Origin of the sequence: Massilibacillus massiliensis (genome assembly GCF_900086705.1) — a bacterium.
Lineage (GTDB): Bacteria > Bacillota > Negativicutes > FLKF01 > FLKF01 > Massilibacillus > Massilibacillus massiliensis.
The window spans coordinates 2,511,199-2,535,339 of sequence record NZ_LT575483.1 but is presented as its reverse complement, the minus strand read 5'-3'; the positions used below and the strand labels follow the sequence as shown (position 1 = coordinate 2,535,339).

Genomic DNA, 24,141 nt, shown 5'->3' with positions numbered 1-24,141 from the left:
TAATTTTATATCCCGCAGCATAAATGTTGAATAAAATATGGACAATAAGGGAAATTTAACATAATATTCTTACCTTACTAGGAGATGATATATATTTACGAAAAATATTTCAGACGTCTGCATCTTCTATATCATCGACTAACTAGACAGCGCCCAGTCAAAGCAAGCAAATATATCCCTGCACCCGATGCAATTCGTACAAAACTAGAAGACAATATCATGATTTTGAAAAACAAGCTAGGAAAAAGCAGCGATACAATCTTTAGAGAATTTGATATCGGACTCAGCATAAAAACGAAGGCTTTTATCTGTTTCATCGACGGATTAGCCGACAAAAATAAAATTGATCAACATATCGTCAAAGCATTAATGGTTGATGCGGCAGCAATCTCAGAAAAGGAAGATTCCTCGCAGAATAACCTTCTGCAACTTGCTAAAAATAGCTTAATCAGTACATCTGAAATCAAAGAGGCATCATCATTTGATGATGTATTTTATGGTATTTTATCCGGCGATGTAGTGCTATTTATTCATGGTTATACAACACCTCTCATCATCAGCTTGAAAAGCTGGGAACACCGCGCTGTCTCTGTCCCAGAAACAGAGTTGGTCGTTCGCGGTCCACGTGAAGGATTTACGGAAACACTACGCGTCAACACATCTATGCTGCGCCGAAAAATAAAAAGTCCCAATCTAGTCTTAGAATCTTTAACACTTGGCAAACAAACTCACACCGATATTTGCTTGGCCTACATCGACGGAATTGCCAATCCTGCTATTGTAGCGGAAGTCCATCAACGTCTCAGCAGAGTAGATGTAGATTCCATCTTAGAATCCGGTTATATTGAGCAGTTTATTGAAGATAATCCACTTTCACCGATGTCTACGATTGGCAATACAGAAAAAGCAGACGTCGTCGCAGCTAAACTTTTAGAAGGAAGAATCGCAATCTTTTGCGATGGTACACCATTTGTACTTACAATACCCTATCTATTTATCGAAGCACTTCAATCTGCCGAAGATTATTACTCACGCCCTTACTTTGTTACAATCGTACGCCTATTGCGATATTCTTCCCTCATCATTACCGTATTAGCTCCGGCTTTATATGTGGCTTTAGAAACCTTTCATCAAGAACTGGTTCCAACCGTCCTTCTGATCACAGCAGCGGCAACAAGAGAAGGAATCCCCTTTCCAGCTTTTTTAGAAACCTTGCTCATGGGATTTATCTTTGAAATTTTGCGAGAGGCCGGTGTGAGAATGCCGCGGCTCGTCGGACAAGCGGTCAGCATTGTAGGTGCATTAGTTTTAGGGCAAGCGGCTGTTCAAGCCGGTATTATCAGTGCCCCTATGGTCATTATCACCGGCATCACAAGCATCACGAGTTTTATCATTACCCCACTCCTAGATTCAGCTGTCCTCTTTCGCTTATTTCTCCTTATACTCGCCGGAAATTTTGGATTGTATGGAATTACGATTGGCGTTATTTTTATATTGGGGCATATGTGTTCATTACGATCCTTTGGTACCCCCTATTTATCACCATTTGCTCCAACCGCATTCGCTGAATTGAAAGATTCTTTTATGCGCGCTCCATGGTGGATGATGCATACCAGACCAAAATCAATTACTTGGAATGAGTCCAAAAGACAAGCTGTCTCAATGCCATCCCCTGATCAAGGAAAAAAGGAAGATAACATTGATTAAAAAAACCATTACGCTTCTCACGGTTGTGCTACTATCTACTACGCTTCTAACAGGCTGCTGGAATCGTCGGGAATTGAATGAGCTAGGCATTGTTGTAGCCGCAGCAATAGAAAAAGACACGGAATCTGATCAATATATTTTAACGGCAGAAATTGTCCGTCCAGCCGCTCTGTCAAAGGATAGCGGTGGCAGTAGTATGACTAAAAACGCAAATGAACTGGTTACAGCACAGGGTGCAACCCTTTTTGAAGCCATCCGAAATATGTCCAAAAAATTTGACAGACAGCCTTTTTTCTCTCACACTAAAGTACTGGTTATTGATGAACAGGTTGCCCGCGAAGGCATCACCCCAGTGTTACATGTATGGCTAAATTCCGAAGAAATCCGTCCGGTGCTCTGGTTCGTTATCTCCAAAGGAGTTCCGGCACGAAGAATATTAAGTGAACTACACGGAATAGAAGGAATACAAGCCAACTATTTAGCTTCCATCATCAGAGATCATGATCTGAATTCAGAAACAACCGCCGTTAATTTATTAGATGTTAATGCTGCACTAGGCAGTGATACAATCAACCCGATTGCGGGCGTCATGGAACTATCAGAAGCACCCCCTTCATCCGTAATTGAAACCAACACAGGGAATGGAATCAAACTACTCGGTACTGCTGTATTTAAAAAAGACAAACTCGTAGGTTATTTAAACGGAAAAGAGTCTCGAGGTCTAAATTGGATAATAGGAAAAGTACAAAGCGGTGTCATTCAAGTTCCCAGCTCTAAAGGCGGACTTGTTGCAATTGAAATAAAAAATGCTGAAAAACAAATCAGAGCTGAAATCAAAGACGGCAAATATATTTTTAACATTGAAGTACAAGAAGAAGGAAATATTATTGAGAAACAACAACGGCTCGATCTTAACCAATTGCCTTACTTAAACGAACTGAATCAGCAGCAGCAGTACGTAATTGAAGAAGAAATCAGCCAAACAATCGATAAAGTGCAAAAAGAATACGGCTCCGACATCTTTGGTTTTGGCAAAGCATTATATGATGCCTACCCTGACGAGTGGGAAAAGGTAAAAAATGATTGGCCCACTATATTTCCGTCTGTAGAATACACAGTTAAAGTTGATACCAAAATAAGAAGACTTGGCCTAATGCAAAAACCAATCCTTCCAAAACCAGGTCCTGAACCGGAAATCGGAAGTAAATCCAGACCTTATGATTTCCTAAAAACCGATGAATAACGCTTAATGAAACACACAGGAGGTCCGCCGATGAAATCGGATCAGCAGATCAGTAATTACCAAGTATTTTGTCTAATCGTCATGCACTCTCTGGGCAGTTCAACCTTATTTGCCTTTGGAATACGTGCCAAGCAGGACAGCTGGCTCGTTGTTTTAGTCGGATTCCTTTGCGGTCTCGCTATCATCTGGCTGCATACGGAGCTACAAAAAGGTTATCCAGATAAAAACTTAGCTGAAATTAATACCATCTTATTAGGTCGCTGGTTAGGTGGTTTCGTTACCCTAGCATTTGCAGGATATTTTATTTGGATCGCAACATTAAATTTCAGCGAATTTTCCGAATTAGTGGCTATTACCATGCTAAACACCACCCCCGTTCTAGCAATTCAGATTTCTTTTGTATTGGTCATACTATACCTCACACTGAAAAATATTGAAGTGTTAGGACGAATGGGTGAACTTCTTATGCCACCTGTTATCCTAGGTCTCCTCCTGATGTTTTTGCTTATTGTTGTCTCCGGTAAAGTCAATTTAAATAATTTACAGCCTGTTTTGGCCAAAGGCATCGAACCAGTTCTAAAAGAAGTATACCCTACCTTCTCAACATTTCCTTATGGCGAAGACGTCGTTTTTCTCATGTATTACTGTTATATAAACAAGAGTTCCGCCCTGCGCAAATATGCCTTCTCCGCTATTTCTTTGCTGGGTTCCATGCTAATGATTTCCAGCATCCTTATTATCTCCGTATTAGGTGTTAACCTAACAGATGCATCAACGATCCCACTCATCGAAGTCTCTAAAATGATCAATATAGGAAACATCATTACAAACGTTGATGCCATTACTGTAATCGTTATTTTTATTGGTGGACTCTTTAAATCTATGCTCTTTTTTTACGGATCGGTATTGGCACTGACCACTTTATTCAAACTGAAAAGAAACATCGTCATTATCATGATGTCAGTTTTTCTAATCGTCAGTAATTTAACAGCCATACCCAATTTTATTTTCCACCGTCTTATCGGTATCTCATTTACGAACAGCTATATTCACGAACTTTACACTATTTTTATCCCACTCCTCTTACTATTGATCATGTGGTTAAAAAAATTCAAAAAGCATTTACAGACAAGATCCACCTAAAGAAAGGTTCCGAGATACTGCCCATAAATTCCATTGATAAAGGATGGTAAAACTATGCCGACACTAGAACTGCTTAAAACAATCGGAGCTTATCCCACAATTATCTATTTGAGCGGATTATTCGCCACGCTAATTTTAGCCATTGTCTTTGTATATCAAATTTCATCATGTTTCGTAGCGTGGCTACATAAAAAAAATCAGTAATTATATCTGCATAAAAAAAGTCAGTAACACGTCTTTCAACTGTTACTGACTTTTCTTTTTTATTTAAAGGGCGTTCAAGCTATCCCTCAACTGAACAATTTTCATATGTCTTTTTCATAAAATGCGAACAAAAATAAAAATCATAGCATATGTAGCTTTTGTTTTAAATCTGCATAAACCTCACCATGTAATTTATTTTTTACATAATAAAAATATAATGAAACCGCAATCACCATTACGAATAAAATACCAGATGCGCCTTGTAGTACAATACTATCCATATAGAATTGAATCGCATTAAAATCTTTAGAAAATTTGTCCATAGCAATCAAAATTATAATAGCAATGGTAACCGGAGCAGCAATCAAACCTGATAAAAGATTCGAATTTTTCATTTTATTATGATAGCTCTTGAACGTATTTCCACCTACATACTCTTCCAATAAAATACATTGTTTATAAAAATCATCACTTTTCTTTACGGGAAGCTGACGATCTGTGATATATTTATGTAAATCATCTAATTCCTGACTTAATTCCAGCGCTTCTCCCAACATTCTTCCTATATTCATCTCTTCACCACACATTTAAAATTTCATAAAACAGGCCATGGCAACTGGTAACCATGGTCTATTTTATGAAATTAGTGTAATGTATATTGCGTTGAAAAACAATACTTATTTGGCATTTTTGGTCAAAAATAGGACAAAAGGCTCTTTTTTTGATTAACAAGCTCCATCCCGTTATAGAAGCGATGTCGCCTTTAATATTTAATATAAATGATATCATTAAACACTACATCGCACCGCCTAATGATATCAGAGTCCTAATAGCTCTAACATCTGCATATCGACAATTCCGTCCTCTTCCATTTCATGTTCTGCTTGAAATCTTTTAATCGCAGCATCCGTTGCCAAGCCAAAAATACCATCGGCACGCGTATCTAGATATCCTAATTCTCTCAATTTTATTTGCAGTATTACGACATCCGCACCATTCATTTGATATTTTAAAGCCCTCTTTATTCTAATTTTTCTTCCTTCTATGCGTACTGGAGTTCCAACAGGTATCCACTCAAATAATTCTTCTACGTCACGGTTGCGCATTCGAATACAGCCATGACTGGCAAACTGTCCGATTGACCATGGTTTATTCGTACCATGTATTCCGTAAATCCCCCAAGGAACATTCAATCCCATCCACCGCGTACCAAATCCGGTTCCCCAATTGTAGGCTTTCCATACAACATTCCATTCGCCGATCGGCGTAGGTGTTTTACTTTTTCCTACTGCAATTCGATACTTTTTATGTAACTGTCCATCACTGTATATCTCCAATATCCGCTGATCAATATGAATAACAACACTCACTTGCCCTATGGGGCGATTCTTTTGATCATCTATACTAGCAAGCTCTTGTTCATCCATATAATCAAACCAAACAGAACCTAGAATTACACCAAATAATAAAAAAATAGCCGCACCATAAAATACTCTAGTTTTATTTATATTGAAGAACCATAGGTTGGTCATACGCTCCCTCCCATTCATCTATCGCTAGAATATCATATGTCGCAAAATGAAAAATATAAAAGGGCTGCCGCATTTTTAATGCGACAGCCCTCAATTTAAAATAAAACTTTTTATATGTAAATGCAAATTTATTTTTTAATTAACATTCTTCTTTAAGCGAAGACACGCCTGAAACATAAGCCCCCAACAAGCTGTTTTGCTCATATTGATTACCAGCATAACTAGAAGTCACACCATTTTTTCCGACAAGCTCTTGTGACTGCGCATTCAAAAGTGATGCGCCCTGACCAGCTTGCTGCCCTAAGTTATCAGCAGATGACCCCAGCTTTGTTTTGCTTATAACTTTTGAAGATTTTGAACCATCTGCTGATGTAGTAATGAGTGTAATGGTAACGATCATAGATCCATCTTCACCTCTAGCCACAGAGCGTTCAATTGACGTCTTGCTGTCTCCATCTTTCTCACTACTCCCACCGCCGGAAGTTCCATTGGTACTCTCTTTTAATTTAGCAATTAACTCACTGGCACTAGAATTGTCGGTACTTGTACTATTTGCAGCATTAAGATTGCTCCAAGCACTACTAGACTGAATGCTGTTGATACTACTCATAAATTTTAACTCCTCTTAGAAATTCCATTTGCTGTATTTTTGTTCCTTCATTTTATTTATCGGCAATTCTGTATATATTGTTAAGTATTTTTTAATAAAAAGGCAAAGGTTATTAAACAAAGATCAAAGAATTGCAATCAAGCTTTAGGATATACTAACCATATTGATAGAAGGAGGAGCTGCACGATGAGTAAGAATCAAAACAACTCGAAGTCTAAAAAACCAAACGAAACTCCAGCAACAGCAATGCAATCTCAGAAAAAATTATCTGATGAGCAACGCCGTACACTGCAGCAAGAATTAAAAGCAGCTGGGGCAATTGACAACGAACAAATGAAATATGATCAAATCTAAAAAATTTGGGAGTGTCAAGAATTTTGTGTAACAAGATTAAAAGTGTTGTTCATATTTTTGAAAAATCGGCTGAATCCTAGTATCAATTGAAAGTTGGTTTCGAACCATAGACCAATTGAGAACTGGGCGATCATGCCATTTTTTATAAAGTTCTGTAACTCGTAAATACAATACTTTCAATACGGCGTTTTCATTTGGAAACGCTCCTTTTTTTGTCACTTTTCGGAAACTTGAATTCACGCTTTCTATGGCATTTGTTGTGTACATAATCTTTCGCACTGCACTACCGTAATTAAAAAGCTGCTCTATATGTGAGAAATTCCGTTCCCATACGCTAACGGCTCCAGGATAGTTTGCCCACGCCACTTTAAATCGCTCAAATTCCGCAATTGCCGCTTTTAAACTTGAAGCTCCATATACTTTCTTTAACTGGGCTGTAAATCCCTTATAGTCCTTACTTGGAACATATTTTATAGAATTTCTTATTAAATGCACGATACATCTCTGTACATTTACGTCTTTAAATATTGCTTTAGCTCCATCTTCTAATCCGCTCAATCCATCCATACAGATGAATCCGATATCTTGTATTCCTCTAGCCTTGAGCTCATCGAAGATTTGCATCCAGGTATGCTTACTTTCATTTTCATTGATCCATAATCCTAAGATATCTTTATGACCATCCATGTTGTACCCAAGAATCGTATAAACTGCGCAACTCTTAACTTCATAATCTTTTCGAATTGTCACATACATGCAGTCGACAAAAACAAATGGATAGAATGCATTTAAGGGACGTTTTTGCCATTGATCGAGCTCTTCTAATATTTTATCTGTGATGATTGAAATTTGTTCATGAGATATTTCAAAACCATAGATATCTTCAATCGTTGCGGCTATATCTCGTTGACTGAGTCCACGCGCATACATCGCTAAAACTTTTTGCTCAATATCAGATACATTGGTTCTATGTTTGGGTATAATTTGTGGCTTAAAAGTCGCTTGACGATCACGCGGAACATCAATTGGAATAGAACCCAAAGAACTTTTAAGAGTTTTTTGTGAATACCCATTACGACGATTTGAGGATTCTTTTTCACCACGATCATTACTTGAATAACCAAGATGGTGATCTAATTCACCTTTTAGCATTGCTTGGAACATCGGTCCGAAAATATCTTTTAAGGCATTTTGCATATCTTCGACAGATTTTGGTTGATATTTTGCAATAATTTCTTGGGCAAGCTGTTCTTGTTCAGAGTTTTTTCTAGCCATTTTTTCGTCCTTTTCGTGTTTAATATTTTTTATTATCCAATATTAAAATAATCTGTGCAAGTTTTATACTTACACAGATTATTTTACACTCCCAAAAATTTAGTATGAAAGAGACTGCTGCGATGCAAATTGCACAGTCTCTTTTTCAGCTTGTAAGCAAACCATGGACAAATAGATACATGCCCAGGCTCCATTTATCATCATCCCTACATAGACTACAATATAATCATTTTTCATATGATCATAAAGTATACTTTTTAAGACTTTATGATCGACAACTTCCCCGTACTTTTTAACTTAATGTACGGGCGTAATAAAAAATTAATTACAGATTGAGTAGCAATATCAATCCCTCGAATTATATTATATAGGGGGGAGGATTATGGGAAATTTAATTGATCTTGAAAAATTCAAAAAGCAACGCGAAGAAGAACTGCAAGAATATCAAAAATTAAGCGACGAGTATTACCTGGTCGCTTATGAATTGTTAATATATGAATTAGGCACACAAGTTTTACCGCTCATGCAGCTTTTAGATTGGGAAATGATTGCATTAAATGAAAATGGTGATTTAAGTTATGCTTTCAAAAAAGACCCTGAAGAATAAAGTAGAAAAGACCTCTAATCTTTAGGGGTCTTTTCGTTTCATCCGACCTTTTGATTTCGGCCGTCGTTATAAAAATCATTAATTACCTCGTCCAACTCTTGACTAATCTTTAGGACTTCTGGATTAGATACACCTTTTTCGAGTGCAGTAATATGCATTTTTTTACGCAAGCACTCTATTTTTTCTCTTAAATAATTCACAATACCCCTCTTTCTTCAAATTTACATGTTACTTATTTTATTACTAAAACGACATAAATTTTGTCGAAACAACGAAAGATTTTAAATTATTTTTCGAATTGAGCCACTTATCATTTTATTATCGAATAATATAAATAAGTAGTGCCCATCTTAACATAAGATAGGCACTATTTACCATAAATCTATATAAAAGCTGAATCTAATAATTCATAAATTCAGCTCAATTTTTGCATTTGCTTTCGCCAAAATTTATGGTACTGCTGTTTTCAAATATTGTTCACAAATCGTATGTACTTTATATTGAAAATATTATCGAATCATCTTTTGAATTTCTTTTGAATGATACATAATAATCACATTTTTTTTCACTTTATACTTCTCTACTGTTTTGTCGGTAACTTATCTTAAATGCCAGAATATATTATAGTAATAATTTAGGTTGAGGGATTGATATGAAATGTGAGAATATCGCTAATAATATGATTTTGATCGCAATCATACTTGCTATTGTCGGAGATTCACTTGGCTTAATCGCTGAATTATTAAATCGAAAATCTGCAAAAAAAGCAGCACAAGAACAAAACCGGAAAGAAACCGAACTGAATCAAACACTTGAGAATTTAACCCATCGGCTTTCCATTTTAGAAAAACAAATGAATATGCTTGATAAAAGTTCCTGACTACATCATCGTATGAAAATTTTCCATAGATACTTTATGAATAAAATGAAAAACACGAACAACACTGCTTCTTCCGCAAAGCAGTGTTGTTCAGCTTTATATATTTAAAACTTTTTAGGATTTACATAATATTACTCTCTATTGCTTCTCCCAGCGCATAATATATTCTCTAAACCCGGAATCCGCATTCATCTGCTCAACTTTTATTGCAAATCCGCAATATTTATAAAACTTAACTGCACCTTCATTTTCCACATAAACAGCCAATTCTAATGCCGGATACAAGGTTTTACAATGCTCGATTAAATTTAATCCAATGCCTTTCCCTTGTGATTCCTTTTTTACAAATAATGCACCAATAAAAGATTTTTCAATTATACTGATAAAGCCTTCAACCTGACTGTCTCCCCCTTGCTTATAAACAAAGGTTTCCGCAATCGGCATATATTGCTCTTTCACAATATTATAATGATCCTGCCAATATTGCTCCGGAATAAAATGATGTGCTGTAATATTTGTATCTAACCAAATTTCCATGATTTGATTTATTTCACCTTGCGAAAATTTCGTAATCATAAGAACTCCTTTTATTTGTAATAATCTATGTATTATTTTATCAAACGGCCGCGTTTATTTTAAAGATATTATATATTATATCTTTAAATTCTTTTCTTTACAAAGAACTCTGCATTGTGTACGATAATCTTAAATGATTATTATTATCAATTAAGAGGGCGTTTTTATGACACAAAAACAATATGATTCCTTTTATAGTAACGATATGAAAATAATACAGCAGTCGGACGATTGTACAATTTATGCAATGGACTCTTCTAAAACGATAGGAACGATTACAAGCTATAACGTTTTCCCTGGAATTCAACTGACTTATAATGATTTTCATACCGATAGATGTCCAAATCATCACTTTTCATCAAAAAATATGATAGAAATCAATCACTGCCGAGAAGGTCGTTTTGAATGTGAATTTGTCAATGGGATGTACACATATTTAGGCGCTGGTGATCTCGCCGTTAATACACTGGAAAATAATTGCGTCACAGAAGCTACTTTTCCCTTATCACATTATCATGGCGTATCCATTCTAATCGACCTTGAAACTGCAGACAAAATGGTTTCCACCGTATTAACAGATATTTCGATTGATTTATATCATTTACAGAATAAATTATGTGCAAATAACACCTGTTTTATCATACGAGCAAAAGATTCTATTGAGCATATCTTCTCAGAGCTTTATACAATCCCTGACGAAGTCAAATATGGATATTTTAAATTAAAAATTCTTGAACTTTTGCTTTTTCTCAGCATCATCGATACTTCTGAACAATTTGAAAAACGCCCCTATTTTCCTAAGAATCAAGTAAATAAAGTAAAACAAATCAAACATTTTTTAACACAAAATTTAGAAGAACATTTTACCCTTGAAGAATTATCGAATCGATTTACAATCTCTCCTACTGCAATGAAAGCATGCTTTAAAGCTGTTTACGGAATGCCCATTTATACGTATCTGCGAACTTACCGTATGCAGACAGCGGCTTCTATGTTACTGCGGAGTCAAGACAGCATCACTATAATCGCTGGTAATGTCGGCTATGAAAATCCCAGCAAATTTTCCAGCGCCTTTAAATCTGTTATGCATGCATCTCCCTCCGCTTATCGACAATCCAACTGACCAAATGGAGCTAAATTCATATAGATGGAGTATTCGTTTCTCATCCTTTTATTTAAAATAGAAGTCAGTTGCAATACGCAGCAGACTTCTATTTTTTATGAACATCGATAGGAGTTATCTATTATTTCTTAGGAGGAGTACAGATGCCTACGCAAAAAAAATCATTCATTGGCACATTATTTGAATTCGCAGGAAGCTATCGAATTCTTCTTATTTGTTCTTGTATCGGGTCCGCCCTTAGTTCGATCGTATCAATCTTTCCTTATATTTGCATATGGTTTATCATCCGCGACATATTAAATGCATTGCCAAATTTCTCGCAGGCCGCCCAAATCGTCCAACTCGGATGGTTGGCGATAGGTTTTGCCTTTATCAGTATCATTTTGTATTTTATTGCATTGTTATGTTCCCATCTGGCAGCATTTCGCGTTGAAAAAAACATGCGCAAAATTGCAATGCAAAAAATTATAAATTTACCATTGGGCTATTTTAATGCCAATACCAGTGGAAGACTGCGAAAGATCATTGATGATAACGCAAGCTTAACCCATGCTTTTCTTGCACATCAACTTCCTGACCTATCCGGCGCCATCATCATGCCCATTGCAATTGTAAGTGTCTTTTTTATTTTCGACTGGAGGCTCGGTTTGGTTTGTCTAATTCCCCCTCTTCTAAGTTTAAGTTTCCTTCATAAAATGACGGGTGGTGAAAATGCCACACGCATGCATGCATATATGGATGCACTAGAAGACATGAATACAACCGCCGTCGAATATATCAGAGGAATTCCAATTGTTAAAACTTTTCAGCAAACCGTCTATTCCTTTAAAAATTTTCATACATCCATTACAGATTACTGGAAGTTTGCTTCAAGCTTCTCCTTATCATGCCGGGTACCTTTGATCGGATTTATTCTTACCATCCATGCACCTTCCCTTCTTTTAATTCCGGTCGGTCTATTATTCATCTTAACAGCAGCGGACTATAAAGCCTTTTTACTAGATCTTATTTTTTATATGTTGTTCGTTCCTTTATGCAGTACTATGATGCAGAAAATTATGTACACCAGTGAAAGCGTTTTATCCGCAAAAACAGCAATCCTTCGCATCTCTGAAATCCTGGAAAGTAAACAACTGCTAGAGGGGAAATACGATGATGCCCTTCCAAACAGCAGCGTCTGCTTTGAAAACGTAACCTTTACGTATCCCAACCATACACAGGCCGCCCTCGACCAAGTGAGTTTCACATTACCACACGGAAAAACTTACGCATTGGTAGGAGCCTCCGGCAGTGGCAAAACAACGCTAGCTACGCTCATTCCACGCTTTTGGGATATAAATGGAGGCAGTATTAAGCTTGGCGGAATTGATATAAGAGAATTTGAAGAAAACACTTTAATGAAAAAAATCTCCTTCGTATTTCAAAACACCAAATTATTCAAGGCTAGTCTGCTAGATAATATCCGCGCCGCAAAGCCAGAAGCAACACGGGAAGAAGCACTGTATGCCGCCCACTTAGCACAGTGTGATGATATTTTAGAAAAACTGCCGAAAGGAATAGATTCCCTTGTAGAATCAGATGGTGTCTACCTCTCTGGCGGTGAACAACAACGGATTGCCTTAGCAAGAGCAATTCTAAAAGATGCACCCATTGTAATTTTAGATGAAGCTACAGCATTTGCGGATCCAGAAAATGAATACCAAATTCAAAAGGCATTTGAAAAACTGACCAAAGGGAAAACTGTACTGATGATCGCACACCGTCTTTCCTCAATTAAAAATGTAGACTGCATCTTAGTTATGCAAAAAGGGAAAATTGCTGAACACGGCTCTCATGAGAGTTTGCTAAAACAAAATGGTATCTATCATAAGATGTGGCAAGAATACCAGACCTCTATCTCATGGAAAGTCAGAAAGGTGGCAGAACATGCTTAAATTCCTACAGCAAAAATTTGCACTTAGCGAAAAAGGGGCCCAAGATTTAATCAAAGGCAGCCTATACAGCGCTTTAGTCGATCTCAGTATGATGCTTCCCGTTGGACTTTTTTTCATGATGCTGAAAGAATTACTAGAACCAATTTTAAATACAAGCACTACAGACCCCAATCTTTTAAACTATCTACTGCTTGTAATTTTAGCGTTCATCGTTCTATATATCTGCCAATTTTTAAAGTATTCCAGCGTATTTCTTTCCACCTATGAAGAAAGTGCAACAAGGAGAATTTCCCTTGCGGAAAAATTACGCCAATTGCCGTTGGCCTTCTTTGCCAAGAGAAATTTATCCGATTTAACAAATACAATCATGGGAGATTGTGCAACACTTGAACATGCTTTTTCACATGCAGTTCCCCAACTATTCGGTGCTATTCTGTCAACACTGGTTATCACTGCCGGATTACTTTACGTAGATTGGCGGATGGGAATAGCTGCTCTCTGGGTCGTACCCGCTGCTTTTCTCATGATTCTTGGTCCAAAATATCTGCAAAACAAAGCTGAATTAAAACATTATCATGCCAAACGGGCTTGCGCTGACAAAATACAAGAATGCCTTGAAACTATCCAAAATATAAAAGCTTGCACGATGAAAGAGCAATATATGCAAGAATTAAATGAAAAACTCGATTACGCTGAACAAACCCAAATCCATTCTGAATTGCTAACCAGCACTTTGGTAACAAGTGCGCAAGCCGTTCTACGCCTTGGGCTTGTCTCCGTTGTATTGCTGGGCAGCTCATTATTAATCAGCGAAGAAATCGACCTGTTAACCTACTTTATTTTTCTGATTGCAGCTTCAAGGTTATATGATCCATTGTCAGGAACACTCGTCAATATTGCTGAAATTTTACTCGCTAGAATTCCCATCAAGCGTATGCAAGAACTAGAAGCACATCCCATTCCGCAAGGTAAAAAAGATGCGGAACTCGCTGACTATGATATCGTATTCGACCATGTTTCATTTTCCTATCATACCAATGAACCGGTATTAAAAGACATTTCCTTTGTTGCAAAACAAGGCGAAGTAACCGCCCTAGTCGGTCCTTCCGGAGGAGGAAAAAGCACTGCTGCCAAACTGGCGGCACGATTTTGGGATGTAAATGCTGGGAAAATTACACTTGGCGGGCAGGATATCACGACAATAGATCCCGAAGCATTACTGAAACAATACGCGATTGTCTTTCAAGATGTCGTATTATTCAATACTACCATCATGGAAAATATTCGCTTAGGTAAACGAAATGCAACCGATCAAGAAGTACGAACTGCAGCAACACTTGCCATGTGCGATGAATTTGTCTCACAGCTTCCTTTAGGTTATCAAACCGTGATCGGTGAAAATGGCTCTACACTATCCGGTGGAGAACGACAACGCATCTCTATTGCCAGAGCCATTCTTAAAAACGCACCCATTGTTTTACTTGATGAAGTAACGGCTTCTTTAGATGTGGAAAACGAAACAAAAATCCAAACTGCCTTAACCGCACTGATAAAAAACAAAACTGTTTTAATCATTGCCCATCGCATGAGAACTGTTGCCAATGCAGATAAAATTGTAGTATTATCTGATGGATACGTGGCCCAACAAGGAGCTCCAGCGGATCTAGTAAAAGAAAATGGTTTATACCAGAACATGGTCGAAATTCAAAAGCAAAATATGAATTGGACCTTATAAACGTTTAGCGTCTTAGTTAATATTTTTATCTTATATATGCTTAGTTTAGAAATTTTTCACGAAGTATTTCATAATAAATAGCACATTTTTGCAATTTATTACTTCTAAAGAAATAAGAAATACTAAAACAAAAATCAGGGGCTTTCATATTTCTTAATAATATACCACCCTTTTTCATCTAACCTCACAGTAAAGGTTACCTTCGTATCCCACGAACCGCCCACCATTAATCCCTTTGAATCTGTTATTACAATTGTATAAATCATATCTACATAAATTAAATGATTTTCTTCATCTTTGGTTTGATAAATTTCCTTTATCTTGAAATCAACATCTAAAGGCTTCGTATATTGAGAAGCATTTACATTATACTGCTTATAATTCATATGTTTAAAAACATCTTCTGTCATATATCGGGAGAGCTCGTTAGTATATCCGGCATTGGTTATAAAAGCCTCTGTAACGATATCATTTATATCAATATATCTTGCATACTCTCCATAATCAACCACGCATTTATCTGGATGGGTACTTGCAAGAAATTGTCTACTATCTTCTATAAGGATTAACCATAAGCATAGAACCATAATAAAAGCAATAGCTATACTGATTAACGAAGCCTTCTTTATATTCATTAAAATAACTTGCCTCCAACATAAACTCTATATTTTCCAAACTAAAATTTTAATTTTTACGCCTTTAATAAGCATTATTAGGACAAAGAAATCTAAGTTCATCCCCTGATTCCGGATATACATTAGATAAAGGTTTATCATAAGTAGAATCACTATGTGCAGCATAATACAAATTACCATATTCATCAATAGATGTTATAATTGCAGAATGATGCCAGCCTCCAAGATCAGGATGATAGAACTGAATTACATCTCCAAGGTTGGCTTCCAAGCTACTGTATGTTATACGCGCATATCCTCTATTGACCATATAGTTTGCAAATCCATCCACGCCACTCCAAGAAGGGGATGACACACCCTCATCATAAAACCAATCTTCTGTTATCGGAATTCCAGCATACGTCCAGCATTGCGACACAAAATTTGTGCAATCATGTCCATTATAATATGGATATTTCGAATTTTGTTGATATGCATAAGTATGTGCATAATAAACAGCATCGTTTCTACTAAAAGCAAATGTTACTGGTGTAAAATAATCATTTGTATGTCCCGCCATAAAAAATTGCCGTTTAGCTTCATTCTTTACATCATCCCAATTAAACACGTTATCCCACCAATCAATCTTTTAATTTTCTAATTCTGCTTAATCAGCCTGTACATCAGTAAATTTATCTGCTTTTTGTCGTATTACCAAAGAAAACTCGCCCATTCCAGCATTCGAAGAATATCTTTCACTGTAATCAATAATAAAAGCATTAGGGAAATGAATTGTTCGAAATTGACGTCCAGCAGAAATAACTTTGACTGTTACATCACGATAAGCATCTGTATCCTGTGCTGTAACTAACGACCATTTAAACAACTTTAACGTATCCTTATCAGATATTCCTATGATGCTATCATGAGTGAGCTTTCCAGTTATAAATAATGTGGTTACAACATTTGTCGACTTAGCCATTGAATTATTAGGCGTAGCAATATCAACATTTGCAGAATTTATAATGTCCTCATCTAAGAAAAGGTCTCCATCTTTCCCTTTAACCGATAATGTATATCCCATTTAAAACACTCCTTAAATTTCTTAATTTATTTAAATTATTCCATTATTATACAGTTTATCAATAAATTAATCTATGCCCTTTTAGACCTATTTTTTACAATTAATTTTATATACCGACACATATCGAAGTTTAAAAACAATATATAAACCATTCTTTATAATATAGGTTTTCATTCAAACAATGAGTTAAAAACAAATACCACGGAAAAGCTTCCTCCTTATCCGTGATATTTTCATATGAGAACTGTTGCCAATGCAGATAAAATTGTAGTATTATCCGATGGATACGTGGCCCAACAAGGAGCTCCAGCGGATCTAGTAAAAGAAAATGGTTTATACCAGAACATGGTCGAAATTCAAAAGCAAAATATGAATTGGACCTTATAACGCTAACAAAAAACGCTGCAGATACGATTGTTCGTTATCTGCAGCGTTTTTTATACTAAAGGGGAAAGAAATTATTTCAATTCCTAATTTTAAATTTTTAACGTATTGTTGATTTACTATATCAAAAAATAAATTTGCCTTCTGTCCCAAACTCTCCTTTTAACTTCACTCTTCTAAGAACCTTCATGATAATCCTAAAAGGAAGATAAGCAAAAATTCCTGAAAACAAACCAAATACAATAGCTATGGCAGGAATGGTAAATAAATGAATGATGCCTGCAGCAAATCCATAAAATTTAATATCATCAATTGCGGCATGACCTATTCCCAATATTCCGGTTAGACAAAACATCATGATTCCTATAAAAAATCCTACTGATAAACTCATTAACATAAATAACTTAATGAATGCTACAAATTTTATATTTTTCATATATATTCTTTGCATATTGATCGCTTCTTTCATCACAATTTATAAATTTTATGAAATCGTACAGACATAAAAAATAATAACTTTTTTCCTATCTATTACAACTTCCTAAACGATTGCAAACCACTCTATCATTATACAGTTTATTCCATACTACAACTATATTCTTTTAGACCTATTTTTCATTTCATAATGATCACTTAGGTCTTAGATTAACCGTTCGTGCTTAAAAATACTCGCTTTTCTCAAAATTACCACAATTAAGGACTCTACCTTACTCATGGCATTTATACTTTGGAGATGAATAAAAAAACAAAAGGTAATTCTATTACGAACATAGAATCCTTATAACATCTTTTTTAAATTTAAAGTAGAGGTAATTATGAAAATAATCATTGATGCGGATGCCTGCCCTAAACAAGTTTTAGAAATCTGTAAGTCACTTGGCAAACAATATACTATAGAAGTTTATACCGTTGCCAATTTCAATCATCATATTGATAACAAGTACCATATCGTCGTAGACAACAACGCACAAGAAGCTGATCTTAAGATTATCAACATGACGAAAGCAGACGACATCGTCATAACACAAGACTGGGGTCTTGCAGCTATGGTCATTAGTAAAAAAGCGGTTTGCTTAAATCCTTCCGGAGTCCAATATGACACAAACAACATGGATTTTCTACTGGAAGAACGGGAAATGAAAGCAAAACTGCGGCGCAGCGGCGGGCGCACGAAAGGGCCAAAGAAAAGAGTACAAAAAAATGATTTGCGGTTTCGAGACATACTAGCAAATATATTACAGACCAAGAAAGCAATACCGCAGTAATAAATAAGGAGAGTCAAACATGAACAAAATTGCCGGAAAAACACTAACGGAGTGGAAACAGGAATTGCCGCTCTTGGAACCAATCATAAACACCGAGGAAGTTTTCTGGGTAAATCCACAGTTAGAACCCTGTAAGCATCGTACGATCAGTTCCCAACTTACGCAAGCCGATATAGACGATGCGGAAGAACGCCTTCTCCGCTTTGCACCCTACATAAAAAGCGCATTTCCTGAAACCTCTGACAGCGATGGCATCATCGAATCCGACTTACGCCCCATCCCCCAAATGCAGCAAAAACTCTCGCAACTGTATGCGCAAATACTCCCCGGAACATTCCTTCTAAAATGCGATAACCAACTACCAATTTCCGGATCAGTCAAAGCCCGCGGCGGAATATATGAAATACTAAAAGTAGCCGAAGAAATCGCCCTCAAACACGATATACTTTCGCGCTCTGATAATTATACAAAATTAATGGATGAAAAATTTCAGAAGTTATTCTCCAAATACACAATTGTTGTCGGCTCAACTGGAAATTTAGGACTTAGTATCGGTATCATAAGTGCGCGTTTAGGGTTCAAAGTTATCGTTCATATGTCCGCAGATGCGAAACAATGGAAAAAAGATTTACTGCGGGAAAAGGGAGCAATTGTAATTGAACACAATACAGATTATGGGGCAGCAGTAGCCGCAGGCAGGCAAGAAGCACTGCAAGACCCAAGCAGCCATTTTGTAGATGATGAAAATTCTTCAACTTTATTTTTAGGCTATGCGGTAGCAGCCAAACGACTAAAGAATCAGTTGCTTGAGAAAAAAATCACCGTCGATGGAGATCATCCATTATTTGTCTATCTTCCATGTGGGGTAGGCGGGGCACCCGGTGGAATCACCTTCGGTCTTAGGACAATATTTGGTGACAATGTACACTGCTTTTATGCAGAACCTACACATTCACCAGCAATGCTGTTAGGACTAATGACACGCCAGCACGATAAAGTATCCGCACAACAATTTGGTATTGATAACATAACTGCTGCTGACGGGCTCGCCGTAGGAAAACCATCCGGCTTTGTAGGTAAAACGCTGGAAAAAGATATCAGCGGAGTTTTTACAGTTCAAGACAATCCCTTATACAAACTTCTCCAGACTCTGGCAAATGTTGAAGGGATCTACTTGGAACCTTCCGCTGCAGCCGGATTTGTCGGACCAGTTAAACTTTGTAGCTCTTCTGCCGGAAAAAACTATTTAAATCATCATCGGCTTACAGATAAAATGACCGATGCTACGCATATTATTTGGGCAACAGGCGGTGGTATGGTGCCGAAAAATATCATGCATGACTTTCTAAAAACTTAAATTACCGATCCTCCTATTTGAATTAGAAAATTATATACAAATTTCTAATTCAAAGCGTATTCAAAATTTTTTTTGGTAAAGTTTAATATATACGGTAAATATTTATGGTTTAAAGAATAAGCTGGATATTCACCAATTCCACAGTTTACCACTGCCGATCTCCTACTTTGTCTATAAACTGATATTTTATGAATTTGAGGATATTGAAATGAATCGAAGAACTTTTTTATGTAAAACGCTTTATGCCTGCGGCTCGCTATATTTAGGACAAAATTTATATCAAATTCCCAACGTATTTGCAAGGGCATCAGAAAATCCAAGTAAAAATTTCATAATTAAAGAAACGAATTTAAAATTTACGCAAGCTTTACAAAATCGCTATAAGACCAATCTCATTGTAATTCATCACGTTGGCGGTACAGATCTTGATGTTTCATCTGAAGAAATACATAAGTGGCACCTTGCAAACGGTTGGGCGGGAATCGGCTATCATTATGTGATCCGTAAAGACGGAACCATCGAACGAGGTCGTCCACGCGATGCAATTGGCGCACATTCCTACAACTATAATAAAACATCGATCGGAATTAATTTAGTCGGCAATTTTGAGATCGCCACGCCTACCTCCCAGCAGCTTGAATCCGCAGGCTGCCTATGTGCAGAACTATGTCGTATTTACGGATTTTTGCCTAATAAAACGACGATTCGGGGTCATAAAGACTTAAATCACGATACACTTTGTCCCGGCAAAAATTTATATAGTCAATTAAAAATCATTCGAAGAAAAGCCTTTATTTATGTCTAACATTAAACTTAGCATCAAAATTATATAAACCTTATATTTGTTTCTAATATTTACTTTGTCTGCTTATGCTTTTACAAAATACGCACATACTAAAAAAAAGAGCAGAGGAGTGAATGATTATCGATGAAATATACAGAAAATCAACTAGAAAACATCGCCGAGGCATGCAGTGAATTTGAACATATTATTACTGCTATGGGGTATGGAACTTCCTTGCTAAATATATCTCCTGATGATTATAAACGGCGCTGTAATGATTGTATAAATTGGTATGATGGTTCCTGTGAAATATTCACAAAGGAAAATTCTCTAAATCAATACTCCAAACTAAATAAAAATTAATCACACACAGAAAACACCTATTGAATTTTAATACAATCAACAGGTGTTTTTTATTTATGCACGATTTTATTTGGAAATCAAACTTCTTATTCCGCAAAGCAGCCCCATGACGAAGGCTGTTATAAGAGAAAATGCGACAGACACAGATAATACTGACAATAAATATATATTATATTTAGCAACAAAAAGTACATAGTTCAATGTACCAATCGCCCAAAGAGACAAAATCATATTGCAGATCACAAATATAAATAAAGTAACACACAATCCTGAAATCGCACCCTTTATATCTTCTCTGCTTAATGCAATATGTGAAGATATACACGTCGTTAAAAACAGAAACAGCCAAAAATGCATGGACTCCAAATTGCCATTTACGAAGATTCCACTATATACGATGATAATTGAGTTCACTGACCATTCCACGAAATGATTCACATTATACTCTATAGGCGCTGTGATGACATAACTTTGTAATGCATGAAAGATATCCGGTTCCAACATATACATCGAAAACAAGATCGCAGCTGTCCCACTAAAAATTGGTCCTAAACTAATAAAAAAGTTACCAATGACTTGATATAAATTATGCTTATTATAACTGTGATTTACATACCCCAACGTCGAACTTCTGGGATTAAATATAAAAAATTTTATTGCATTGATCTTATGCCCAAAGATCAAACACATCACTGCATGCCCCAATTCATGTATTGGCGTCCCTATGCATGCAGTTAATAAAATTCCTGGTTTACCCAGTGCTTTATATGCCCAATCATCTGAAACAGATTTAATCCAACCTAATAAAATTCCAACTCCTATTAATATTCCTAATAGATAAACAAGTTCTGTTACACTTAAAATGAGTACATTGAAAACTATCTGCATTCTATTTGTTAATTCCTATCGCTTCTATTATCACTTCTTATTCCTATGACATTTTTCGACACATTATTATAATCTCCTGCAACAACGCATTCTTAGCAAAACATCCCAGCCCCCAAATATCTTATATTTTATCCTTCCTTTGCTTTGCCAATAATTTTCTAAACAAATAAATGCAAAACCATATTCCCGCACCGATTGCAATCCACTTCAACCAAGCGCTATTTACAATTGATTGCCATTCACTGCCAATCACCGCACCAAACCCCAGAAAAATAGTCAGCCATAGTAATGCATGGATCATATCAAATATAACAAACTTCACAGCAGAAATACCACTGATACCTGCCACATAAGGAGTGACATTTCCTATTGTGGGTAAGAATCTTCCGCCAATGATATATGCAGGTGCAGATTTTTGCAATAAAATTTTGGCTTTATCAATTTTCTTCGGCGTTAATCGAATGTACTTTCCCCATTTTTCTATAAAAGGTTCCCCGATGTGCCGCCCAATTAAAAAAGCAGAAATTGAACCTAATAAATATCCGAGCAAAGATGCCACCCAGGCAAAAGCGATACTAAACTCTCCTTGCTTGGCTAAAAATCCAGCAAAGCCAACTAAAACACTGCCTGGAAACGGTAGTCCAATCGATTCTAAAAAAACGCCGACAAACACACCTGTTAAACCAAGACCACTTAATAAATCCAGCATTCTGTCAAACAAAAACATCTCCTCCTAAACCTATTATGTTTAAAAACGGAAGGAAATATTTATTTAACTAAAATTCAATATAAACAATTGTACGAGAACATATACAAGGTATAATAAACGTACATAGACAAACACTAAAAAATCATTGATGCATCTAAAAATAGCAAAACACAGAAAAGGAGGTATACGATAAATGACAATACAACCTAATGCAAATAAAACTGGCTGGAATTTCGATCATAGTTATACTCATTTGCCAGAATTATTCTTTTCCCCACTGGCTCCAACGCCAGTAAAAGCGCCAAAACTTATCATGCTCAATCAAGTATTAGCTAAATCGCTTGGCCTAAATCCCGAGTTGCTGAAAGAAAAAAATAATTTGGCTATACTCTCTGGTAACGCAATCGTTGAAGAGTCCACACCACTAGCCCAAGCTTATGCAGGACACCAATTTGGCCATTTTACAATGCTAGGAGATGGACGTGCAGTTCTGCTCGGTGAACAAATAACTCCAGAAAGCAAACGCTTTGATATCCAGCTCAAAGGTGCAGGGAAAACACCATATTCCAGAGGCGGCGACGGTCGTGCTGCGCTCGGGCCAATGTTGCGCGAATATATCATCAGCGAAGCAATGCATGCACTCGGTATTCCAACTACACGAAGCTTGGCAGTCGCTTTAACTGGAGAATCAATCTATCGAGAAACCGCACAGCCGGGTGCAATTTTGACCCGTATAGCCGCAAGCCATATCCGTGTCGGCACCTTTCAGTATGCAGCAAACTTTGGCTCACCAAAAGATTTGCAAGCACTTGCTGACTACACATTAAAAAGGCATTTCCCTACATGCAAAAATGTAGATACCCCTTATATCGCCTTACTAGAAGAAGTCATAAAAAAACAAGCATCCCTCATTGCACAATGGCAGCTCGTCGGTTTTATTCATGGCGTAATGAATACCGATAATATGACCATCAGCGGCGAAACGATAGATTATGGACCTTGCGCTTTTATGGATACTTACGATCCAGCCACAGTATTTAGCTCGATTGACCGCTATGGTCGCTATGCTTATACAAATCAACCTCAAATCGCCCTTTGGAATCTTACACGCTTTGCTGAAACGCTCTTACCGCTTTTACACGAAACTAAGTCTAAAGCAATTCAAATTGCAGAAGATACTTTATCTGCATTTACCGATTTGTATCATACAGCTTGGCTTACAGGTATGCGAAATAAACTAGGCATGTTAAATGAAACCGCGCAAGATGAAACAATCATTCAAGATCTGCTCAATCTTATGCAAAGAAATCATGCCGATTACACCAATACATTCCGCGACTTAACGTTTGATAAAATAGAAAATACAAAAATCTCCACTGATCAAGCATTTCATACCTGGCATGAACACTGGCAGGCAAGATTGTGTAAACAATCAGCGTCAAAAGCAACAATACAAGAAGTTATGCGTAAAAGTAATCCTGCTGTAATCCCTCGTAACCATCAAGTAGAACTTGCCCTCGAAGCTGCGGTAGAAAAAGAAGATTACGCCGTCATGGACAAACTTCTTGAAATTCTTGCTGTACCATATGCACATTCTGCCAATCAAGACCAATATGCAGCGCCTCCTTCTCCATCTGATACACCTTATCAAACATTTTGCGGAACCTAATATAACTGCTAATCACAACTTCAACTGTTTAATATGCATGAAAAATTGGTACGAATTCAGATAAATCTTGATTCGTACCAATTTTATATTTCTTCGCTTTA

General features: G+C 36.6%; 26 protein-coding genes. 14 read left to right on the top strand and 12 right to left on the bottom strand.

Annotated elements, in window-relative coordinates; translation table 11 throughout:
* Positions 1-219: 219 nt before the first annotated feature.
* Genes BN6559_RS12195 through BN6559_RS12185 form a run of 3 tightly spaced genes read left to right on the top strand, consistent with a single transcriptional unit; the run spans position 220 to position 4,093 of the window.
* The gene (locus BN6559_RS12195) at positions 220-1,707 is read left to right on the top strand and encodes a spore germination protein (RefSeq protein WP_199883971.1); all 1,488 of its coding nucleotides are present in this window, start codon (positions 220-222) and stop codon (positions 1,705-1,707) included.
* Positions 1,700-2,950, top strand: coding sequence for a Ger(x)C family spore germination protein (locus tag BN6559_RS12190; protein WP_199883970.1), 1,251 nt, complete (start codon positions 1,700-1,702; stop codon positions 2,948-2,950). The genes BN6559_RS12195 and BN6559_RS12190 overlap by 8 nt, the downstream gene beginning before the upstream one ends.
* A 30-nt stretch (positions 2,951-2,980) precedes the next feature.
* Positions 2,981-4,093, top strand: coding sequence for a GerAB/ArcD/ProY family transporter (locus BN6559_RS12185; RefSeq protein ID WP_199883969.1), 1,113 nt, complete (start codon positions 2,981-2,983; stop codon positions 4,091-4,093).
* A gap of 344 nt (positions 4,094-4,437) precedes the next feature.
* Here the strand turns inward: BN6559_RS12185 and BN6559_RS12180 are convergent, their stop codons facing one another.
* From BN6559_RS12180 to BN6559_RS12170, 3 genes are all read right to left on the bottom strand, one after another.
* On the bottom strand, positions 4,438-4,869 hold the full coding sequence (locus BN6559_RS12180) for a DUF6097 family protein (RefSeq protein WP_199883968.1): 432 nt from the start codon (positions 4,867-4,869) through the stop codon (positions 4,438-4,440).
* A 246-nt stretch (positions 4,870-5,115) separates the two neighbouring features.
* Positions 5,116-5,829: a L,D-transpeptidase family protein gene (locus BN6559_RS12175; RefSeq protein ID WP_110954968.1), complete on the bottom strand. Its 714-nt coding sequence runs from the start codon at positions 5,827-5,829 to the stop codon at positions 5,116-5,118.
* A 139-nt stretch (positions 5,830-5,968) separates the two neighbouring features.
* The gene (locus BN6559_RS12170; RefSeq protein WP_110954967.1) at positions 5,969-6,439 is read right to left on the bottom strand and encodes a hypothetical protein; all 471 of its coding nucleotides are present in this window, start codon (positions 6,437-6,439) and stop codon (positions 5,969-5,971) included.
* Between the two features lie 186 nt (positions 6,440-6,625).
* Here BN6559_RS12170 and BN6559_RS19300 point away from each other — a divergent pair, with 186 nt between their 5' ends.
* Positions 6,626-6,793, top strand: a complete 168-nt coding sequence (locus BN6559_RS19300) for a hypothetical protein (RefSeq protein ID WP_199883966.1) — start codon at positions 6,626-6,628, stop codon at positions 6,791-6,793.
* Between the two features lie 36 nt (positions 6,794-6,829).
* Here the strand turns inward: BN6559_RS19300 and BN6559_RS12165 are convergent, their stop codons facing one another.
* Positions 6,830-8,068 (bottom strand): IS256 family transposase, encoded by a 1,239-nt coding sequence (locus BN6559_RS12165; protein WP_110954966.1) that lies wholly within the window; start codon positions 8,066-8,068, stop codon positions 6,830-6,832.
* A 382-nt stretch (positions 8,069-8,450) separates the two neighbouring features.
* Here BN6559_RS12165 and BN6559_RS12160 point away from each other — a divergent pair, with 382 nt between their 5' ends.
* On the top strand, positions 8,451-8,675 hold the full coding sequence (locus tag BN6559_RS12160; protein WP_110954965.1) for a hypothetical protein: 225 nt from the start codon (positions 8,451-8,453) through the stop codon (positions 8,673-8,675).
* Positions 8,676-8,713: 38 nt separating this feature from the next.
* Here BN6559_RS12160 and BN6559_RS12155 read toward each other — a convergent pair whose 3' ends face one another.
* Positions 8,714-8,875, bottom strand: coding sequence for an aspartyl-phosphate phosphatase Spo0E family protein (locus tag BN6559_RS12155; RefSeq protein ID WP_199883965.1), 162 nt, complete (start codon positions 8,873-8,875; stop codon positions 8,714-8,716).
* Between the two features lie 452 nt (positions 8,876-9,327).
* Between BN6559_RS12155 and BN6559_RS12150 the strand changes: the two genes are divergently transcribed.
* The gene (locus tag BN6559_RS12150) at positions 9,328-9,555 is read left to right on the top strand and encodes a hypothetical protein (RefSeq protein ID WP_110954964.1); all 228 of its coding nucleotides are present in this window, start codon (positions 9,328-9,330) and stop codon (positions 9,553-9,555) included.
* A gap of 138 nt (positions 9,556-9,693) precedes the next feature.
* Here the strand turns inward: BN6559_RS12150 and BN6559_RS12145 are convergent, their stop codons facing one another.
* Positions 9,694-10,131 (bottom strand): N-acetyltransferase, encoded by a 438-nt coding sequence (locus BN6559_RS12145; protein WP_110954963.1) that lies wholly within the window; start codon positions 10,129-10,131, stop codon positions 9,694-9,696.
* 166 nt (positions 10,132-10,297) lie between these two features.
* Between BN6559_RS12145 and BN6559_RS12140 the strand changes: the two genes are divergently transcribed.
* The 3 genes from BN6559_RS12140 to BN6559_RS12130 all read left to right on the top strand — a co-directional run bounded on the left by BN6559_RS12140 (position 10,298) and on the right by BN6559_RS12130 (position 14,923).
* Positions 10,298-11,254: a helix-turn-helix domain-containing protein gene (locus tag BN6559_RS12140; RefSeq protein ID WP_110954962.1), complete on the top strand. Its 957-nt coding sequence runs from the start codon at positions 10,298-10,300 to the stop codon at positions 11,252-11,254.
* A 143-nt stretch (positions 11,255-11,397) separates the two neighbouring features.
* A complete protein-coding gene (locus BN6559_RS12135) occupies positions 11,398-13,188 on the top strand; it encodes an ABC transporter ATP-binding protein (protein WP_110954961.1) in 1,791 nt (596 codons plus the stop codon).
* Entirely contained in the window at positions 13,181-14,923 is a 1,743-nt protein-coding gene (locus BN6559_RS12130; RefSeq protein WP_110954960.1) for an ABC transporter ATP-binding protein, read from the top strand. The genes BN6559_RS12135 and BN6559_RS12130 overlap by 8 nt, the downstream gene beginning before the upstream one ends.
* 134 nt (positions 14,924-15,057) lie before the next feature.
* On the opposite strand, the gene BN6559_RS12125 is transcribed toward BN6559_RS12130, so the two are convergent.
* The 4 genes from BN6559_RS12125 to BN6559_RS12110 all read right to left on the bottom strand — a co-directional run bounded on the left by BN6559_RS12125 (position 15,058) and on the right by BN6559_RS12110 (position 17,456).
* Positions 15,058-15,558, bottom strand: coding sequence for a hypothetical protein (locus BN6559_RS12125; RefSeq protein WP_110954959.1), 501 nt, complete (start codon positions 15,556-15,558; stop codon positions 15,058-15,060).
* A gap of 64 nt (positions 15,559-15,622) precedes the next feature.
* Positions 15,623-16,165: an amidase domain-containing protein gene (locus BN6559_RS12120; RefSeq protein ID WP_110954958.1), complete on the bottom strand. Its 543-nt coding sequence runs from the start codon at positions 16,163-16,165 to the stop codon at positions 15,623-15,625.
* 39 nt (positions 16,166-16,204) lie between these two features.
* On the bottom strand, positions 16,205-16,621 hold the full coding sequence (locus tag BN6559_RS12115) for a membrane-associated protease 1 (RefSeq protein WP_110954957.1): 417 nt from the start codon (positions 16,619-16,621) through the stop codon (positions 16,205-16,207).
* Positions 16,622-17,129: 508 nt separating this feature from the next.
* Positions 17,130-17,456 carry a hypothetical protein gene (locus BN6559_RS12110; protein ID WP_110954956.1) on the bottom strand — a complete coding sequence of 109 codons (327 nt, stop codon included), beginning with the start codon at positions 17,454-17,456 and terminating at the stop codon, positions 17,130-17,132.
* 364 nt (positions 17,457-17,820) lie between these two features.
* On the opposite strand from BN6559_RS12110, the gene BN6559_RS12105 reads away from it, so the two are divergent.
* From BN6559_RS12105 to BN6559_RS12090, 4 genes are all read left to right on the top strand, one after another.
* On the top strand, positions 17,821-18,270 hold the full coding sequence (locus tag BN6559_RS12105; protein ID WP_110954955.1) for a YaiI/YqxD family protein: 450 nt from the start codon (positions 17,821-17,823) through the stop codon (positions 18,268-18,270).
* 19 nt (positions 18,271-18,289) lie between these two features.
* Positions 18,290-19,627: a D-serine ammonia-lyase gene (locus BN6559_RS12100; RefSeq protein ID WP_110954954.1), complete on the top strand. Its 1,338-nt coding sequence runs from the start codon at positions 18,290-18,292 to the stop codon at positions 19,625-19,627.
* A gap of 208 nt (positions 19,628-19,835) precedes the next feature.
* A complete protein-coding gene (locus tag BN6559_RS12095) occupies positions 19,836-20,432 on the top strand; it encodes a peptidoglycan recognition protein family protein (protein WP_110954953.1) in 597 nt (198 codons plus the stop codon).
* A 123-nt stretch (positions 20,433-20,555) separates the two neighbouring features.
* Positions 20,556-20,774, top strand: a complete 219-nt coding sequence (locus BN6559_RS12090; protein ID WP_110954952.1) for a hypothetical protein — start codon at positions 20,556-20,558, stop codon at positions 20,772-20,774.
* A gap of 66 nt (positions 20,775-20,840) precedes the next feature.
* On the opposite strand, the gene BN6559_RS12085 is transcribed toward BN6559_RS12090, so the two are convergent.
* On the bottom strand, positions 20,841-21,662 hold the full coding sequence (locus BN6559_RS12085; protein ID WP_110954951.1) for a hypothetical protein: 822 nt from the start codon (positions 21,660-21,662) through the stop codon (positions 20,841-20,843).
* A 121-nt stretch (positions 21,663-21,783) separates the two neighbouring features.
* Entirely contained in the window at positions 21,784-22,389 is a 606-nt protein-coding gene (locus BN6559_RS12080; protein WP_456060700.1) for a DedA family protein, read from the bottom strand.
* 175 nt (positions 22,390-22,564) lie between these two features.
* Here BN6559_RS12080 and BN6559_RS12075 point away from each other — a divergent pair, with 175 nt between their 5' ends.
* The gene (locus tag BN6559_RS12075) at positions 22,565-24,040 is read left to right on the top strand and encodes a protein adenylyltransferase SelO (RefSeq protein ID WP_110954949.1); all 1,476 of its coding nucleotides are present in this window, start codon (positions 22,565-22,567) and stop codon (positions 24,038-24,040) included.
* Positions 24,041-24,141: the final 101 nt, after the last annotated feature.

Coding starts and splice junctions, on each gene's coding strand:
- BN6559_RS12135 (WP_110954961.1), top strand. CDS start 11,398: ATGCCTACGCAAAAAAAATCATTCATTGGCACATTATTTGAATTCGCA.
- BN6559_RS12140 (WP_110954962.1), top strand. CDS start 10,298: ATGACACAAAAACAATATGATTCCTTTTATAGTAACGATATGAAAATA.
- BN6559_RS19300 (WP_199883966.1), top strand. CDS start 6,626: ATGAGTAAGAATCAAAACAACTCGAAGTCTAAAAAACCAAACGAAACT.
- BN6559_RS12195 (WP_199883971.1), top strand. CDS start 220: ATGATTTTGAAAAACAAGCTAGGAAAAAGCAGCGATACAATCTTTAGA.
- BN6559_RS12150 (WP_110954964.1), top strand. CDS start 9,328: ATGAAATGTGAGAATATCGCTAATAATATGATTTTGATCGCAATCATA.
- BN6559_RS12165 (WP_110954966.1), bottom strand. CDS start 8,068: ATGGCTAGAAAAAACTCTGAACAAGAACAGCTTGCCCAAGAAATTATT.
- BN6559_RS12175 (WP_110954968.1), bottom strand. CDS start 5,829: ATGACCAACCTATGGTTCTTCAATATAAATAAAACTAGAGTATTTTAT.
- BN6559_RS12100 (WP_110954954.1), top strand. CDS start 18,290: ATGAACAAAATTGCCGGAAAAACACTAACGGAGTGGAAACAGGAATTG.
- BN6559_RS12105 (WP_110954955.1), top strand. CDS start 17,821: ATGAAAATAATCATTGATGCGGATGCCTGCCCTAAACAAGTTTTAGAA.
- BN6559_RS12080 (WP_456060700.1), bottom strand. CDS start 22,389: ATGTTTTTGTTTGACAGAATGCTGGATTTATTAAGTGGTCTTGGTTTA.
- BN6559_RS12075 (WP_110954949.1), top strand. CDS start 22,565: ATGACAATACAACCTAATGCAAATAAAACTGGCTGGAATTTCGATCAT.
- BN6559_RS12125 (WP_110954959.1), bottom strand. CDS start 15,558: ATGAATATAAAGAAGGCTTCGTTAATCAGTATAGCTATTGCTTTTATT.
- BN6559_RS12180 (WP_199883968.1), bottom strand. CDS start 4,869: ATGAATATAGGAAGAATGTTGGGAGAAGCGCTGGAATTAAGTCAGGAA.
- BN6559_RS12090 (WP_110954952.1), top strand. CDS start 20,556: ATGAAATATACAGAAAATCAACTAGAAAACATCGCCGAGGCATGCAGT.
- BN6559_RS12085 (WP_110954951.1), bottom strand. CDS start 21,662: ATGCAGATAGTTTTCAATGTACTCATTTTAAGTGTAACAGAACTTGTT.
- BN6559_RS12185 (WP_199883969.1), top strand. CDS start 2,981: ATGAAATCGGATCAGCAGATCAGTAATTACCAAGTATTTTGTCTAATC.
- BN6559_RS12160 (WP_110954965.1), top strand. CDS start 8,451: ATGGGAAATTTAATTGATCTTGAAAAATTCAAAAAGCAACGCGAAGAA.
- BN6559_RS12170 (WP_110954967.1), bottom strand. CDS start 6,439: ATGAGTAGTATCAACAGCATTCAGTCTAGTAGTGCTTGGAGCAATCTT.
- BN6559_RS12095 (WP_110954953.1), top strand. CDS start 19,836: ATGAATCGAAGAACTTTTTTATGTAAAACGCTTTATGCCTGCGGCTCG.
- BN6559_RS12115 (WP_110954957.1), bottom strand. CDS start 16,621: ATGGGATATACATTATCGGTTAAAGGGAAAGATGGAGACCTTTTCTTA.
- BN6559_RS12110 (WP_110954956.1), bottom strand. CDS start 17,456: ATGCAAAGAATATATATGAAAAATATAAAATTTGTAGCATTCATTAAG.
- BN6559_RS12130 (WP_110954960.1), top strand. CDS start 13,181: ATGCTTAAATTCCTACAGCAAAAATTTGCACTTAGCGAAAAAGGGGCC.
- BN6559_RS12145 (WP_110954963.1), bottom strand. CDS start 10,131: ATGATTACGAAATTTTCGCAAGGTGAAATAAATCAAATCATGGAAATT.